Annotated in this window: 16 protein-coding genes and 1 pseudogene; 7 read left to right on the top strand and 10 right to left on the bottom strand. The window is 74.6% G+C overall.

Annotated elements, in window-relative coordinates:
• Positions 1 to 35: 35 nt before the first annotated feature.
• Entirely contained in the window at positions 36 to 449 is a 414-nt protein-coding gene (locus OC439_RS26490; RefSeq protein ID WP_262015806.1) for a hypothetical protein, read from the top strand.
• Positions 450 to 487: 38 nt separating this feature from the next.
• Here OC439_RS26490 and OC439_RS26495 read toward each other — a convergent pair whose 3' ends face one another.
• The 5 genes from OC439_RS26495 to OC439_RS26515 form a co-directional block, all read right to left on the bottom strand.
• Positions 488 to 1,771 carry an MFS transporter gene (locus tag OC439_RS26495; RefSeq protein ID WP_262015807.1) on the bottom strand — a complete coding sequence of 428 codons (1,284 nt, stop codon included), beginning with the start codon at positions 1,769 to 1,771 and terminating at the stop codon, positions 488 to 490.
• Entirely contained in the window at positions 1,768 to 2,418 is a 651-nt protein-coding gene (locus tag OC439_RS26500) for a GntR family transcriptional regulator (protein WP_262015808.1), read from the bottom strand. The genes OC439_RS26495 and OC439_RS26500 overlap by 4 nt, the downstream gene beginning before the upstream one ends.
• 69 nt (positions 2,419 to 2,487) lie before the next feature.
• Complete coding sequence (locus tag OC439_RS26505) at positions 2,488 to 3,327, bottom strand: alpha/beta fold hydrolase (protein ID WP_262015809.1); 840 nt, start codon at positions 3,325 to 3,327, stop codon at positions 2,488 to 2,490.
• Positions 3,324 to 4,226: an SDR family NAD(P)-dependent oxidoreductase gene (locus OC439_RS26510; RefSeq protein ID WP_262015810.1), complete on the bottom strand. Its 903-nt coding sequence runs from the start codon at positions 4,224 to 4,226 to the stop codon at positions 3,324 to 3,326. Before OC439_RS26510 ends, OC439_RS26505 begins: the two co-directional genes overlap by 4 nt.
• Positions 4,219 to 5,715, bottom strand: coding sequence for a flavin-containing monooxygenase (locus OC439_RS26515; RefSeq protein ID WP_262015811.1), 1,497 nt, complete (start codon positions 5,713 to 5,715; stop codon positions 4,219 to 4,221). The genes OC439_RS26510 and OC439_RS26515 overlap by 8 nt, the downstream gene beginning before the upstream one ends.
• A gap of 116 nt (positions 5,716 to 5,831) precedes the next feature.
• Between OC439_RS26515 and OC439_RS26520 the strand changes: the two genes are divergently transcribed.
• The gene (locus tag OC439_RS26520; RefSeq protein WP_262015812.1) at positions 5,832 to 6,512 is read left to right on the top strand and encodes a TetR/AcrR family transcriptional regulator; all 681 of its coding nucleotides are present in this window, start codon (positions 5,832 to 5,834) and stop codon (positions 6,510 to 6,512) included.
• Here OC439_RS26520 and OC439_RS26525 read toward each other — a convergent pair.
• Both OC439_RS26525 and OC439_RS26530 read right to left on the bottom strand, forming a co-directional pair.
• Positions 6,487 to 6,942 carry a hypothetical protein gene (locus tag OC439_RS26525; protein ID WP_262015813.1) on the bottom strand — a complete coding sequence of 152 codons (456 nt, stop codon included), beginning with the start codon at positions 6,940 to 6,942 and terminating at the stop codon, positions 6,487 to 6,489. The genes OC439_RS26520 and OC439_RS26525 overlap by 26 nt on opposite strands.
• Entirely contained in the window at positions 6,942 to 7,418 is a 477-nt protein-coding gene (locus OC439_RS26530; protein WP_262015814.1) for a hypothetical protein, read from the bottom strand. Before OC439_RS26530 ends, OC439_RS26525 begins: the two co-directional genes overlap by 1 nt.
• A gap of 44 nt (positions 7,419 to 7,462) precedes the next feature.
• Between OC439_RS26530 and OC439_RS26535 the strand changes: the two genes are divergently transcribed.
• Positions 7,463 to 8,458 (top strand): helix-turn-helix transcriptional regulator, encoded by a 996-nt coding sequence (locus OC439_RS26535; protein ID WP_262015815.1) that lies wholly within the window; start codon positions 7,463 to 7,465, stop codon positions 8,456 to 8,458.
• Between the two features lie 51 nt (positions 8,459 to 8,509).
• On the opposite strand, the gene OC439_RS26540 is transcribed toward OC439_RS26535, so the two are convergent.
• Positions 8,510 to 9,988 carry a PLP-dependent aminotransferase family protein gene (locus OC439_RS26540; protein ID WP_262015816.1) on the bottom strand — a complete coding sequence of 493 codons (1,479 nt, stop codon included), beginning with the start codon at positions 9,986 to 9,988 and terminating at the stop codon, positions 8,510 to 8,512.
• Between the two features lie 29 nt (positions 9,989 to 10,017).
• On the opposite strand from OC439_RS26540, the gene OC439_RS26545 reads away from it, so the two are divergent.
• A complete protein-coding gene (locus OC439_RS26545; RefSeq protein ID WP_262015817.1) occupies positions 10,018 to 10,626 on the top strand; it encodes a LysE family translocator in 609 nt (202 codons plus the stop codon).
• Positions 10,627 to 10,662: 36 nt separating this feature from the next.
• Positions 10,663 to 11,370, top strand: a complete 708-nt coding sequence (locus OC439_RS26550) for a B3/4 domain-containing protein (protein WP_262015818.1) — start codon at positions 10,663 to 10,665, stop codon at positions 11,368 to 11,370.
• 132 nt (positions 11,371 to 11,502) lie between these two features.
• On the opposite strand, the gene OC439_RS26555 is transcribed toward OC439_RS26550, so the two are convergent.
• On the bottom strand, positions 11,503 to 11,892 hold the full coding sequence (locus OC439_RS26555; protein ID WP_262015819.1) for a hypothetical protein: 390 nt from the start codon (positions 11,890 to 11,892) through the stop codon (positions 11,503 to 11,505).
• A gap of 93 nt (positions 11,893 to 11,985) precedes the next feature.
• Here OC439_RS26555 and OC439_RS26560 point away from each other — a divergent pair, with 93 nt between their 5' ends.
• Together OC439_RS26560 and OC439_RS26565 are read left to right on the top strand one after the other, a co-directional pair.
• Positions 11,986 to 12,792, top strand: a complete 807-nt coding sequence (locus tag OC439_RS26560) for an SDR family oxidoreductase (RefSeq protein WP_262015820.1) — start codon at positions 11,986 to 11,988, stop codon at positions 12,790 to 12,792.
• A 60-nt stretch (positions 12,793 to 12,852) separates the two neighbouring features.
• The gene (locus OC439_RS26565; RefSeq protein WP_262015821.1) at positions 12,853 to 13,422 is read left to right on the top strand and encodes a GNAT family N-acetyltransferase; all 570 of its coding nucleotides are present in this window, start codon (positions 12,853 to 12,855) and stop codon (positions 13,420 to 13,422) included.
• Between the two features lie 18 nt (positions 13,423 to 13,440).
• Here the strand turns inward: OC439_RS26565 and OC439_RS26570 are convergent.
• Positions 13,441 to 13,601 (bottom strand): annotated as a pseudogene (locus OC439_RS26570) (dipeptide/oligopeptide/nickel ABC transporter ATP-binding protein); the annotation flags it as partial.

Genomic DNA, 13,601 nt, shown 5'->3' on the forward strand with positions numbered 1-13,601 from the left:
GTGTGCCGGTTCTACCAGGTGGGACGGGAGTGATCATGAGGCTGTCGCATGCTCCGCTGCGGGTCGCGATCGGCGCGTACATCCTGAACTCCGGGCTGGGCAAGCGGGGCCTGGAGGGTGAGGCCGCCGCGGGCATGCACGGCATGGCGGCCGGCGCGATGCCGCAGTTGCGGCAGATCCCGCCGGACCGGTTCGCCGTGCTGCTGTCGCGGGGCGAGGTCGCGCTCGGCGCGGCGCTGCTCGCCCCGTTCGTCCCCTCGTTGCTGGCCGGGGCCGCGCTCACCGCGTTCGGCGCGGGCCTGGTGCAGCTCTACCTGAAGACGCCGGGTATGCGCGAGGGCGGCAGCCTCCGGCCGAGTCAGGAGGGCATCGGCCTGGCCAAGGACGTGTGGCTGGTCGGCGCGGGGCTGACCCTGGTGCTCGACTCGCTGGTCCGCCACGGGCGCTGAGCCGCCCGAGCCGAAGCCGCGCCCGGCCGCCCGCGTACTCAGGCCGCCGCCGGCACCGCGGCGGCGGCCCGCTCGCCGGCGAGGCGGCGACGGGCGGCGTTGCGGTAGCGCAGCACCTGCACGGCGCCGAGCGCCCAGAGCAGGAACTGCACGGCGAACGCCCAGCGGAACGCGGACAGCGGCGGCGCGTCCCGCCCGGCCGGGGTGGCCAGGTCGAGCACCACGCCGACGGCCAGGATCAGCGCGATCGAGGCGACGAAGCCGCCGACGTTGACGATGCCGGTGGCACTGCCGATGCGGTGCACCGGATTGAACGACCGGGCGTAGTCGAACCCGATCATCGAGCCGGGGCCGTTGACCGCGAGCACCACCACGAGCGCCACCAGCAGCCAGTGCGGCGCGCGGCCGGGCCAGGCCAGGACCACCGCCCACACCCCGGCGGTGGCGGCGGTGATCGCGAAGACCACCACCGAGCGGTGGAACGGGTGGCGCGAGCACAGGTACGCGATCACCGGCCCGCACACGAGCGTCACCACTGTCATCAGGGTGAGCATCCCGGCCGCCGCGGTCGGCGAGAACCCCTGCCCCTGTACGAGGAACGGGTACCCCCACAGCAGCGCGAACACCGCGCCGGAGAACTGGGTGACGAAGTGAGTCCACAGGCCCAGCCGGGTGCCCGGCTGGGCCCACGCCTCGGCGAGCCGGCGGCGCACCGTGGCCAGGTCGGGCGCGAGCGCGGTGGCGTGTTCGGCGTGCGGGGTGTCGCGTACCGCGACGAGGACCAGCAGCACCACCGTCGCGCCGAGCGCCGCGGCGGTCAGGAACGCCGGGGTCCAGCCCGCGCGGTGCAGCAGCAGCACCAGGGGTACGGCGCCGAGCACCGCACCGAGCTGACCGACGGTGCCGGTGAGCTGCACCAGCAGCGGGTTGCGCCGCCCGGGGAACCAGAACGCGACGATGCGCAGCACGCTGATGAAGGTCATGGCGTCACCGAGACCGACGAGCACCCGGGCGGCGACCGCGAGCGGCACGTCCCCGGCCACGGCGAACAGGAGCTGCCCGGCCACCATGAGCGCGCCCCCGGCCAGCAGCAGCCGGCGTGAGCCGTAGCGGTCCAGCAGCACGCCGACAGGTACCTGCATGGCGGCGTAGACGGCGAGCTGGGCGACGGAGAAGGTGGCGAGCGCGGCGGCGTTGATGTGGAAGCGCTCCGCCGCGTCGACCCCCGTGACGCCGAGGGAGCTGCGGTGGAACACGGCCGTCAGATAGGCGGTGACGGCCACCGCGTACACCAGGGCGGCGGGGCGGCGACCCGCGTTCACCGCAGCGTCCCGAGCATCCGCGCGGCGGTGTCGATGTGCGCGGCGACCGCGTCGTGCCACGCCTGCGGGTCGTCGCCGTCGAGCGCGGCGAGCTGACCGGCGTGCTCGGCGAGGGCGACCTCGGCCCAGCCGGGCGAGAGCCGGAAGCTCGCCTCACCCATCCGCAGCTGCCTGTCGCGCAGCCGGTGGTACAGCTCGGCGAGGATCTCGTTGCCGGCCGCCTCGACCACCGCGGCGTGGAACGAGCGGTCGGCGGCCATCAGCGCGGTGAGGTCGCCGGCGGCGTGCGCGCGGCCCATCTCGTCCAGCCATCGGGCCAGGTCGGCGCGCAGCTCGGCGCGGCGCGGCCAGACCCGGTCGGCGGCGTGCAGCTCGACCAGGCGGCGGGCCTCGATGACGTCGGCGATCTCCCGGGCCGACACCGGCCGGATCAGCGCGCCGCGCTTCGGGTAGAGCTTGACCAGCCCCTCGGTCTCCAGCCGCAGCAGCGCCTCCCGGACCGGGGTGCGGGACACCCCCGTCGCCTCGGCGATCTCGCCCTCGCTGACGAGCTGACCGCCCGGGTAGACCTGTTCCAGGATGGCCTGCTTGAGGTGCCGGTACGCCCGCTCGGCGGCGGATGGCGCGGTCCGGCTGGGATGCGTCATGTATCTAAGCTTGCTCCCGGGTCCGGCCGGACGGCCTGGCGCGGGTCGGGGCAGTGGCGCAGGCCACGGTCAGGCCCACAGCTCCCGCAGCAGCGCCTCCACCTCGGTGGTCCGCTCGATCTGCGGCATGTGCCCGGTGTCGCGGAACAGGTGGGAGCGCGCGTGCGGCAGCCGGGTACGGGCGTACGCCAGGTGCGCGGCGGGCAGGACCAGGTCGCGCTCGCCCCAGACGAGAAGCGTGGGCAGGCCGAGCGCGGCCACCGCGTCGAGCAGGTCGGCGCGCCACTGCGGGCGTACGCCGCGCCAGGTGCCCAGGTCGCGGACCAGCTCCAGCATCACCCGGGCGGCGTGCGGCTGCCGGGCCACCGCGAGCGCGGTGGCGAGCCGCTCCTCGGTGACGTACGCCGGGTCGTAGAAGATCGCCCGTTCGGTGCGGCGGACGATCCCCGGGTGCGGGCGCAGCAGCAGCCGGGCCAGCGGGCGTACCGCCAGCAGCCGCAGCGCCACAGTCACCTCGCGGCCGAAGCCGGCGCTGTTGAGCAACGCCAGGCTGGCGACGCGCTGCGGTTCGTCGGCGGCCAGGCGCATGGCGACCGCCCCGCCGAGGGAGTTGCCCACCAGGTGGGCCGGGCCGGTCACCCCGGCCACGTCCAGGAAGCGGGCCACCGCGGCGGCCAGCGCCGGGAGCGTGTGCGGTCCGTCCAGCGGCGCGGAGCCGCCGTGGCCGGGCAGGTCCACCGCGAGCACCAGGTGGTCGCGGGCCAGCGCGGTGTGCAGGGCGGTGAAGTCGTCGAGGGTACGGCCGATGCCGTGCAGCAGCACCACGGGCGGCCCGTCGCCGCTGATCCGGCAGCGCACCCGCCGGCCGTCGACGGTGCGCGCGTCGGCCGGCGGGAGGGCCACCGTCACGGCGTGCGTCCGGGTTCCCGCGCGGCCTCCTCGGTCCGTGGGGCCGGCACCTCGGCGACGGTGGCCACCGGGCGGGACGGGCGCATGCCCAGGGCCAGCACCTTGCCGTACCCGGCGGGGGCGAGGCGGGCGAGCAGGTCGGGCAGTTTCGCCGACCAGCCGATCAGCACCCGGCCGCGGCGTCGTTGCGCGCCGCGCAGGATCACCTCGGCGGCGGTGGCCGGGTCGATGGTGAGCAGCTTCTCGAACTGCTTGCGTCCGGCCTCGTACTCGTCGAGGGCCACACCGCTGCCGACGCGGGCGCTGGCGGCGATCCGGGTGCGGATGCCGCCCGGGTGCACCGAGGTGACGCCGACGCCGTCGTCGACCAGCTCGTGCCGTAGCGCCTCGGTGAAGCCGCGTACGGCGAACTTGCTCGCCGCGTACGCGGCCTGCCCGGCGAGGGCGATCAGCCCGAACAGGCTGGACACGTTCACCAGGTGGGCGCCGGGTTCGGCCTTGAGCGCGGGCAGCAGCGCGTGGGTCAGGCGGACCACCGCCCGGAAGTTGATCTCGATGACCCAGAGGAACTCCTCCAGGGTGACCTGGTCGAAGCGCCCGCCCAGCGCCACGCCGGCGTTGTTGATCAGCAGCCGGATCCGGGGGTGCGCGCGGTGGATCTCGGCGGCGACCCGGTCGGTGGCCTCGGCGTCGGCCAGGTCGACCAGGTGGGTCTCCCCCCGCCGGTCCGGGTACGCGGCCCGGATCGCGGCGACGGTGGCGGCCAGGCCGTCGGCGTCGCGGTCGAGCAGCACCAGGTCGGCGCCGCGCCGGGCCAGGCCGTGGGCCAGCGCCGCGCCGATGCCGCTCGCCGCGCCGGTGAGCACCGCCGTGCCGCCGGGGAAGACGAGGTCACGCATCGGTTCCTCCCGAGGTGGTGGCCGCCGTGGCGGGTACGCCGGCGCGGTCGAACCGGACGCCGTCGGTGAGCGGGCCGTGCCGCATCAGGCGTACGTCGCGGGGATAGTTCTGGTGCAGCCGCCACGGCGCCTGCGGTCCCTGCTTGGGCAGCTGGTCGACGGCGCGGAGCACGTAGCCGGACTGCAGGTCGATGATCGGCACCAGGTCGTCGGTGTCCGGGGCGAGCGGCGTGACGATCTGCCGGCCGGTGTCGTCGAGGTGGCGCAGCAGCCGGCAGACGTACGTGGCGACGAGGTCGGCCTTCAGCGTCCAGGAGGCGTTCGTGTAGCCGATGGTCATGGCGAAGTTCGGCACGCCGGACAGCATCATGCCCTTGTAGGCGACGGTCGACGCGAGGTCGACCTCGGCGCCGTCGACCACCAGCGTCATGCCGCCGAGCGCGAGCAGGTTGAGGCCGGTGGCGGTGACCACCACGTCGGCGGGCAGCTCCTCGCCGGAGGCGAGCCGGATGCCCTGCTCGGTGAACGTGTCGATGGTGTCGGTGACCACCGACGCGCGGCCCGCGCTCAGCGCGGTGAACAGGTCCCCGTCCGGCACCACGCAGAGCCGCTGGTCCCACGGGTTGTAGCGGGGCGAGAAGTGCCTGTCGACGTCGTACCCGGACGGGAGCCGGCCCTTCGCGGCGCGGCGCAGGAACCGCTTCACCACGCCCGGGGCGCGGCGGCTGAGCTGGAAGTTCGCCACGCCGAGCGTGACGTTCTTCCACCGGGCCACCGCGTACGCGGCCTTCGGGGGCAGCCAGCGCCGCGCGGCGTCGGCGAACGGGTCGCGCGAGGGCAGCGCGATCACGTACGTGGGTGAGCGCTGGAGCATGGTGACGTGGGCGGCCCGCTCGGCCATGGCCGGGACCAGTGTGACGGCGGTGGCGCCGCTGCCGATCACCACGACCCGCTTGCCGGCGTAGTCCAGGTCCTCGGGCCAGTGTTGCGGGTGCACGAGCGTGCCGGCGTACTTCTCGACTCCGGGGAACCGCGGCGTGTAGCCGGAGTCGTAGCGGAAGTAGCCGGAGTTGGTGAACAGGAACCCGCAGGTGAGGGTGACGTCCTCGCCGGTGTCGTCGCGGTGTGCGTGGACGGTCCAGCGTGCGGTGGCGCTGTCCCACTCGGCGCGTACCGCCCGGTGGTGGAAGCGGATGTGCCGCTCGACGTCGTACTCCCGGGCGGTCTGCCGGACGTACGCCCGGATGGAGTCGCCGTCGGCGATGGCCTTCGGGTCGGTCCACGGCTTGAACGAGTAGCCGAGGGTGTACATGTCGGAGTCGGAGCGGATGCCCGGGTAGCGGAACAGGTCCCAGGTGCCGCCGATGGCGCCCCGGGCCTCCAGCACCGCGTAGGTCTTGCCGGGGCATTCGCGTCCGAGGTGGACGGCGGCGCCGATGCCGGACAGGCCGGCCCCGACGATGAGGACGTCGACGTGGTCTGCGGCCATCGGTTTCTCCCGTTCGCACCGGCGGTGGACCGGACACTATCCATCGCCGTCGACCGCAGTCAACACCGTGTCGAGTCGAATCGACAGGGTGTCGAGCGGGTGTAGCATCTGCCGACATGACGACCGCCCGTACGCCGACCGGCGCCGCGCCGACGCGCGGGCGGCGGGCCGGCCGGTCCACCGGCGACGAGCGGGAGACAGCGATCCTGGCCACGGCCGAGCGGTTGCTGACCCAGCGTCCCTTCGCCGACATCTCCATCGACGACCTGGCGCGCGGCGCGGGGATCTCCCGGCCCACGTTCTACTTCTACTTCCCGTCCAAGGACGCGGTGCTGCTCACGCTGCTCGACCGCGTCACCGAGGAGGCCGACGTCGCCGCCGGTGGCGTGTTCGAGCGGCTCGCCGAGGATCCGCGCGCCCACTGGCGGGAGCTGATCGCCCGGTTCCACGCCACGTTCGGCGGGCACCGGGACGTGGTGCTGGCCTGCGCCCAGGTGCGCGGCACCAACGCCGAGGTGCGGCGGCTCTGGGCCGAGGTGCTGGAACGCTGGGTCCGAGCGGTGCAGGCCGCGATCGAGGCCGAACGTGTCCGCGGCGCGGCCCCGGACGGGCTGCCCGCCCGGGACCTCGCCATCGCGCTGAACTCGATGAACGAGCGCGTCTGGTATGCCACGTTCGCCGGGGACGGCCCGGCGGTGGCCGAGCGGGACGTGGTCGACGTGCTGCTCGACGTGTGGCTGACCGCGATCTACCGGACCACCACGCCGCCGGTCACCGCGTCCGGCGGAACTCCATGACCCAGTTGGTCTCCCAGGTGCGCTCGCCGTCGGTGGAGAACGCCTGTTCCCAGCGGCAGGAGCCGGCGGTGATCGCCGACCAGAGGAACCGGCAGCGCACCGGCCGACCCTCGTCGGTGTCGTCGGCGTAGAACTCACCGACACCGTCGGTGAACCGGCCCACCACCGGCGGCTGCTCCAGCACGCCCCGCGCGCTGTGCATCCAGTAGATCGACCACAGCCCGGTCGCCGGGTTCAGGACGCGCACCGAGGAGCCGGAGAAACCCCGGCTCGGGCAGCGCATCTCGTCGAAGCTGCCGGCGCCGTCGAAGAACGAGCGCGCCTCGCTGACGCCGGCGAACTCTTCCCAGTCGTCGCTGCCGGCGTGGCGCTGCCGCAGGCGCCGGTTTGTCACGTCCCAGGTGCCGACGAGGAAGTCGAAGTCGCCCATCAGAACCCCACCGGCCCGTCGGCCCGGGCGTCGGCCAGGTAGCCGGCCAGGTCCGGCCGGTCCGGGGCGAGCACGTGCCGGATCCAGGCGGTGCGCTCGTGTTCCAGCACGCCCAGTTCCCAGACGCATCCGACGCCGGGGCGGGTCAGGTCGACGAAGTGCGCCGGGTCGTCGTCCGGGCAGTCCAGCGCGGGCTGCCCGGCGATCGCGATACGGCACTCGACCACGTTGTCGAAGAACCAGCTGTACGCCAGCAGGTACGCCCCGCTGTCCGCGCCGCGGTGCAGCACCACCCAGCTCGCCGGTGGGGTGGAGCCGTCCGGGGCGGGCAGCAGCTTCGGCAGGTACGCGTACGCGGCGTCGACCACCCGCGGTTCGAGGCGGCGGTCCGGCTGGTCCATGTGGTAGCGCTTGACGTGCCGGCCGGCCACCTCGACGGTCCCCGGCACGGTCAGCTCCTTGTCGTGAAAAGCCATGTGGGCACGCTAGGACCGCTCCCCTGACAGCTAGTGTCAGTGGAATGCGGGCCAGTCGACTCCTGTCCATCCTGCTGCTCCTCCAGGCCCACGGCCGGCTCACCGCCGCCGACCTGGCCGCCCGCCTCCAGGTGTCGGCGCGCACCGTCTACCGGGACGTCGAGGCGCTGCACGCCGCGGGCATCCCGCTGTACGGCGAGGCCGGACACGACGGCGGCTACCGGCTCGTGGAGGGCTGGCGGACCCGGCTGACCGGGCTGACCGCCGAGGAGGCCGACCGGCTGCTCTTCGCCGGGCTCCCCGGACCGGCGGCCGAGCTGGGCTATCAGTCGGTCGTCGCCGCCGTCCAGCTCAAGCTGCGGGCCGCGCTGCCCGCGCCGCTGGCCGACCGGGCGGCCCGGCTGGAGCAGCGGTTCCACCTGGACACACCGGGCTGGTACTCCGACGGCGACCCGTCGCCGTTCCTGGCCGAGGCCGCCGAGGCGGTGTGGCGGCAGCACCGGGTCCGGGTGCGGTACCGGGGCTGGCGGGGCGAGACGACCCGGGTCCTCGAACCGTACGGGCTGGTCCTCAAGGGCGGGCGCTGGTACCTGGTCGCCGCCCGGCCGGACCGCGCCGACCCGGCCACCTACCGGGTCAACCAGATCCTCGACCTGACCCCGCTGGACGAGCCGTTCGAGCGGCCGGAGTTGGACCTGCCGGCCTGGTGGCGCGCGCACGTGGTGGAGTTCCGGGCGGGCCTGCATCGCGACGAGGCGCGCATCCGGCTGTCGCCGCGCGGGTTCGCCCGGCTGCGCGAGGTCGGCAGCGACGTGGTGGTGGCCGCCGCCGAGGCGAGCGCCGGGCCACCCGACGCCACCGGCTGGGTGCACGCGGTCATCCCGATCGAGTCGCTCACCCACGCGCACGGTGACCTGCTCCGGCTCGGCGCCGACGTGGAGGTGCTCGCCCCGGAGGCGCTGCGCGCCCGCCTGTCCGAGACCGCCACCGCCCTGGCCGCTCTCTACCCCCCGCCCACCGCCCCGCCTCTCCCCGGTTGATCAAGGAGTTCGTGTCCTTCGAGGAGATCGACTCGGACACGAACTCCTCGATCACCGGGGCGGGGTTCGGAGGACCTCGGCCACCGTGGAGAGGGCTCGGTCGAGGTCGGAGGGCGGGGTGGCGGCGTAGCCGAGGACCAGGCCGGGTGGCTGCGGGCGCTGGCCGTGCCAGGACAGCGGGTGGACCTTCACCCCGCGGCGCAGCGCCGCCGCCGCCAGCGCCCGGTCGTCGACGTCGCCGGGCAGCGTCACCATCAGGTGCAGCCCGGCCGCCGCGCCGTGCACCACCGCCCCCGGCAGGTACGCGCGAACCGCCCGGATCATCGCGTCCCGGCGGCGTACGTGCCGGTGCCGCAGCAGCCGCAGGTGCCGTTCCAGCGCCCCGGACTCCATCAGCTCGGCCAGCACGAGCTGCGCCAGCGCCGCGTTACCCAGGTCGGCCGCCCGCTTCGCGGCCACCACGTCGGCGTGCAGCGCGGGCGGCACCAGCAGCCAGCCGATCCGCAGCGCCGGCGCGAGCAGCTTCGAGATGCTGCCGACGTAGCAGACCCGGTCCGGCGCCATGCCGCGCAGCGCCGGCACCGGCGGACGGTCGTAGCGGTGCTCGGCGTCGTAGTCGTCCTCCACCACCAGGCCGCCGTCGCGCGCCCACCGCAGCAGCCGCCGGCGCCGGTCGCCGTCGAGCACCACCCCGGTCGGGAACTGGTGCGCCGGGGTGAGCAGCACGGCGGGCGCGCCGGACCGCTCCAGCTCGTCGACGCGCAGACCCCTGTCGTCCACCGGGACCGGCGGTGTCGCCAGCCCGGAATAGGCCAGGTGCTGCCGTACGCCGAGCGAGCCCGGGTCCTCCACCGCGACGGTGTGCGTACCCCGGTCGCTCAGCACCCGCGCGAGCAGGCCGAGCGCCTGGGACACCCCGGCCACGATCACCACCTCGGCCGGGTCGGCGCGGACGCCCCGGCTGCGGGCCAGCCAGTTCGCCACCGCCGACCGCAGCGCGGGCGCGCCCGCCGGGTCGCCGTAGGCGAGCGCGGCGGGCGTCATCCGGTGCAGCACCGACCGCTCGGCCCGCAGCCAGGCCGCGCGGGGAAAGGCCGCCAGATCGGGTACGCCGGGAGTCAGGTCCACCTCCGCGGGTACGGCGCGCAACTCGTCGAAGACGTCGAGTCCGGGCCGGCCGGCGAACACCTCCGCCGCTCTCCTGGGCCGGGGTGGCCGGGTGACCACGGCGGCCGGTGAGGCGACCACCACCGTCCCGGCCCGGCCGCGCCCGGCCACCTGCCCGTCCTCGGCCAGCCGCTGGTACGCCTCGGTCACCACGCCCCGGGAGACACCCAGCTCGGCGGCGAGCACCCGGCTCGCCGGCAGGCGCGTGCCCACCGGCGCCCGGCCGTCGGCGATGGCCGATCGCAGCCGGGCGGCCAGCCAGTCCGCGCGACCGCCTGGGGGCGCCTCGCCGACGTCGAGCTGGAGGAAGTCCGCACCAGCCGCTTTGGACTTCTCGATGACGACAGCTTTGGCCCTGTCCATCGGACCATTATGGTCACAGGCTGGACCGCATGACAGTCGCCTTCCTGCTGACCTCCCTCGTCGTCGCGATCACTCCGGGCACCGGGGTGATGCACACGCTCGCCAACGCCGTGACCGGCGGACGCCGGGCCGGGCTGGCCGCTGCCGCCGGCGGCACGCTCAGCCTCGTCCCGCACGTGATCGCTGCGGTGACCGGCCTCGCCGCCCTGCTGCGCGCCGGCACGCCGGCGTTCCGCGTGGTGACCTGGCTGGGTGTGGCGTACCTGCTCTGGATGGCCTGGTCGGCGCTGCGCGACCGCGGCGCGTTCCCCCTCGACGGTGACCGGCCCCCGCGTCCGGCGGCTGCGGTGTTCCGGGACGGGGTGCTGCTGAACCTGCTCAACCCGAAGGTGACCGTGTTCTTCGTGGCGTTCCTGCCGCAGTTCGTACCGCCGGACGCGCCCGCCGCCACCGTCCGCATGCTCGCCTGCGGCCTGGTGTTCATGGCCGTCACGCTGCTGGTGTTCGCCGGGTACGCGCTCCTGGCCGGCGCGCTGCGCCGCAGGGTGCTGTCCCGGCCCCGGCTGACCGGGCTGCTACGGCACGCCTTCGCCGGCGGTTTCCTCGTCCTGGGCCTCGGCCTCGCCTTCACCGCCTGACCTGTCCCCGCTCACCGCCCGAAGAGGAGTCTCCCTGTGCGTTTCCGGCACTCCCCCGAGATCTGGTCGACCTTCCCGGAGCTGACCTGCGGCGTCCTGCACGCCACCGGCGTCACCCCGGACGTCGACGTGACGCCACTGTCCGCCGGGCATCTCGGCGCCGCCCGGGATCGGCTCGCCGCCGGGCCGGAGGGTGGCTTCCCGGAGATCCAGGCGTGGCGCCGCGCGTTCGCCCGGATGGGCTGCCCGCCGACCCGCTACCGCTGCGCAGCCGAGTCACTGCTGCGCCGGTTGCGGCGGGAGGGCGACCTGCCCCGGCTGCACCCGCTCGTGGACCTCGGCAACGCGCTCTCGGTCCGGTACGCCGTCCCGGTCGCCGTGCTCGACCTGGCCGGGATCGACGGCGACCTGACCGTCCGCGCGGCCGACGGCACCGAGTCCTACCTGGGCCTCGGCGGGGAGTCCGAGCAGCCCGCGCCCGGCGAGGTGATCTTCGCCGACCAGGGCGGGAACGCACACGCCCGGCGCTGGTGCCACCGGCAGAGCGGTACGTCGGCGGTACGGGCCGGCACCGCCGAGGTGCTGGTGGTGGTCGAGGCGATGCACGAGGGGGCGGCGCCGACCGTACGCCGGATGCTGGACGACCTGGCGGCGGCACTGGACGAGCGGTGGCGCGTGCCGTCACGGACGGCGCTGCTCACCGCTGACGCGCCCGAGTTGGCCGTGCCGGTCCGGACGGGCTGACCCGCCCGCGTGGGCGACGGCCGGTCGCGCGGCGTGCCGCCGGTGCGCAGGTTCCGGGCGTCCGGCGACGACGCCGGCAGCTGCCCCGCTCGTCGTCAGGCGTCGGTGCGGTCGTGCGCCATCAGCTCGTCGTCAGGCGTCGGGGTCGGTGCGGTCGTGCGCCATCAGCTCGTCGAACTCGGCCGGGGTGATCTCACCGGTGCGCAGCCGCCGAGCGTTGGCGGCGAATCGGGCCAGTGCCGCACCGCGCGGGTCCGGCTCGGTGCGCAGACCGGCGTCGGCGGTCAGGGCGCTCGCGGCACCGGCCACGTCGTGCGGATCGGCCAGGTCGACCGGCTCGCCGTGCAGCTCGCGCAGCGCGTCGGCGAGGCGCGCGTCGGCGGCGGCGCCAGTGCCCCACCAGCGCCGGGCGAGGTCGACGGTGCGGCCGAGCGAATCCTCGCCAACCCGTTCGGCGCCTATCTCGGCACGCATCATGCGCAGGAAGCGGACTGTCACGGCATCGGAGTCATCGGCGATCACGCCCGTACCCTAGCGAGCGGGTCCGACGAAACCGCCGGGCGAGCCGGGGTCGTCCGGCCGGTTGAGGCGGCCGCCCGCGGGTAGTGCGCGGACATGCCCGAACGATACGAGGACTACGACCACGTCGCGATCGTCACCGGCGCGGACTCCGGCATCGGCAAGGCGTGCGCGGTGGCGCTCGCCGAGACCGGTTACGACATCGGCATCACCTGGTACGGCGACGCCGCGGGCGCCGACCGCACCGCCACCGAGGTGCGTGCCACCGGCCGCCGCTGCGAGACCGTGGAGCTGGACCTGACCCGGCTCCCCGAAGCGGCGGCGGTCGTCGACGAACTGGCCGACCGGCTCGGCGGCCTGGGTGTGCTCGTCAACAACGCCGGCACCGGCCTGTCCGAACCGTTCGTGGACGTGAGCTGGGAGAAATGGCGGGAGGTGCTGGCTGTCGACCTGGACGGGCCGTTCCTGTGCTCGCAGCGGGCCGCCCGGCGGATGCGCGCGGCCGGACGGGGTGGCCGGATCATCAGCATCACCAGCGTGCACGAGCACGCGCCCCGGGTCGGCTCGTCGGCGTACTGCGCCGCCAAGGGCGGGCTCGGCCTGCTCACGAAGGTGATGGCGCAGGAACTGGCGGCCGACGGGATCACCGTCAACGCGGTCGCGCCGGGTGAGATCGCCACGCCGATGACCGGGCAGGAGGACGTCGACCCGTTCACGCAGGACCGTCCGGGTGTGCCGGTGGGACGGCCCGGTGACGCCCGGGAGGTGGCGGCGGTGGTGGCGATGCTCGCCTCACCTGCGGCGGCGTACGTGACGGGGGCGTCCTGGGCGGTGGACGGAGGGATGCTGCTGATGGGGCCGCAAGCGTCTGCGCTGCCTTCTGATTCGTGGCGTTCCGTCTAGGCGGTCAGCCGCCCGGCGCGGGGGCAGCGGGCGGCCCGGCCCGTCACTACGGTGCGGAGGATGCACAGTTCCCATCCGCTGGTGGCCGGCGTCGTCCACGAGGCGCCCGGCTCGACCGTACGACTGCGCCCGGTGGCCGAGGACGATCTGGCGATGCTACGCCGTTTCGCTGTCGAACCCGGACTGATCGGGCTCGACTGGGCCGGCTTCCGGGACGCCGCCGCGCCGGCCCGCCGCTTCGCCGAGGACGGCTATCTCGGCGAGCAGGTGGGCGGCCTGATCGTCCAGGTCGAGCCCCCCGACGTCGCGGCCGGCTTCCTCAGCTATCGCCAGGGCCAGTACGGCGGGCGGGCGCCGTACTGGGAGATCGGCATCGTGCTGCTGCCCGAGTGGCGCGGCCGGGGTCTCGGCTGGCGGGCCCAGGCGTTGCTCTGCGACTACCTGTTCAGCCACACCCCGGCGCAGCGCATCCAGGCCGGCACCCATGCCGAGAACGGTGCCGAGCAGCGATCGTTGGAGAGGGCCGGCTTCCAACTGGAGGGGGTGTTGCGGGCCTGTGAGTTCCGGGCCGGCGCCTGGCGTGACGGGTGGCTCTACAGCAGGCTGCGCGACGACCCGTCACCGCTGTGACCGCTCGGCGTCCCCTGGTCACGGTGCGGACTCGGCTCCGATGACCGCATCGAGTGGTGTGTGCTCCTCCGGGTAGTGGCAGGCGGTGAGCTGCCGGCCGTCGTCTCGCGTGGTCAGGGTGGGTTCTTCGGTGGCGCACCGGTCGGTGGCTTTCCAGCAGCGGGTGCGGAAGCGGCAGC

It is taken from the genome of Micromonospora sp. Mcm103, from assembly GCF_024519755.1.
GTDB classification, from domain to species: domain Bacteria; phylum Actinomycetota; class Actinomycetes; order Mycobacteriales; family Micromonosporaceae; genus Micromonospora; species Micromonospora aurantiaca.

What these genes read in the sequence shown, in the direction of transcription:
- OC439_RS26490 (WP_262015806.1), top strand. Translation starts at nt 36, where the DNA reads ATGAGGCTGTCGCATGCTCCGCTGCGGGTCGCGATCGGCGCGTACATC.
- OC439_RS26520 (WP_262015812.1), top strand. Translation starts at nt 5,832, where the DNA reads ATGACGACCGCCCGTACGCCGACCGGCGCCGCGCCGACGCGCGGGCGG.
- OC439_RS26510 (WP_262015810.1), bottom strand. Translation starts at nt 4,226, where the DNA reads ATGCGTGACCTCGTCTTCCCCGGCGGCACGGCGGTGCTCACCGGCGCG.
- OC439_RS26525 (WP_262015813.1), bottom strand. Translation starts at nt 6,942, where the DNA reads ATGGGCGACTTCGACTTCCTCGTCGGCACCTGGGACGTGACAAACCGG.
- OC439_RS26540 (WP_262015816.1), bottom strand. Translation starts at nt 9,988, where the DNA reads ATGGACAGGGCCAAAGCTGTCGTCATCGAGAAGTCCAAAGCGGCTGGT.
- OC439_RS26500 (WP_262015808.1), bottom strand. Translation starts at nt 2,418, where the DNA reads ATGACGCATCCCAGCCGGACCGCGCCATCCGCCGCCGAGCGGGCGTAC.
- OC439_RS26565 (WP_262015821.1), top strand. Translation starts at nt 12,853, where the DNA reads ATGCACAGTTCCCATCCGCTGGTGGCCGGCGTCGTCCACGAGGCGCCC.
- OC439_RS26560 (WP_262015820.1), top strand. Translation starts at nt 11,986, where the DNA reads ATGCCCGAACGATACGAGGACTACGACCACGTCGCGATCGTCACCGGC.
- OC439_RS26535 (WP_262015815.1), top strand. Translation starts at nt 7,463, where the DNA reads ATGCGGGCCAGTCGACTCCTGTCCATCCTGCTGCTCCTCCAGGCCCAC.
- OC439_RS26515 (WP_262015811.1), bottom strand. Translation starts at nt 5,715, where the DNA reads ATGGCCGCAGACCACGTCGACGTCCTCATCGTCGGGGCCGGCCTGTCC.
- OC439_RS26545 (WP_262015817.1), top strand. Translation starts at nt 10,018, where the DNA reads ATGACAGTCGCCTTCCTGCTGACCTCCCTCGTCGTCGCGATCACTCCG.
- OC439_RS26530 (WP_262015814.1), bottom strand. Translation starts at nt 7,418, where the DNA reads ATGGCTTTTCACGACAAGGAGCTGACCGTGCCGGGGACCGTCGAGGTG.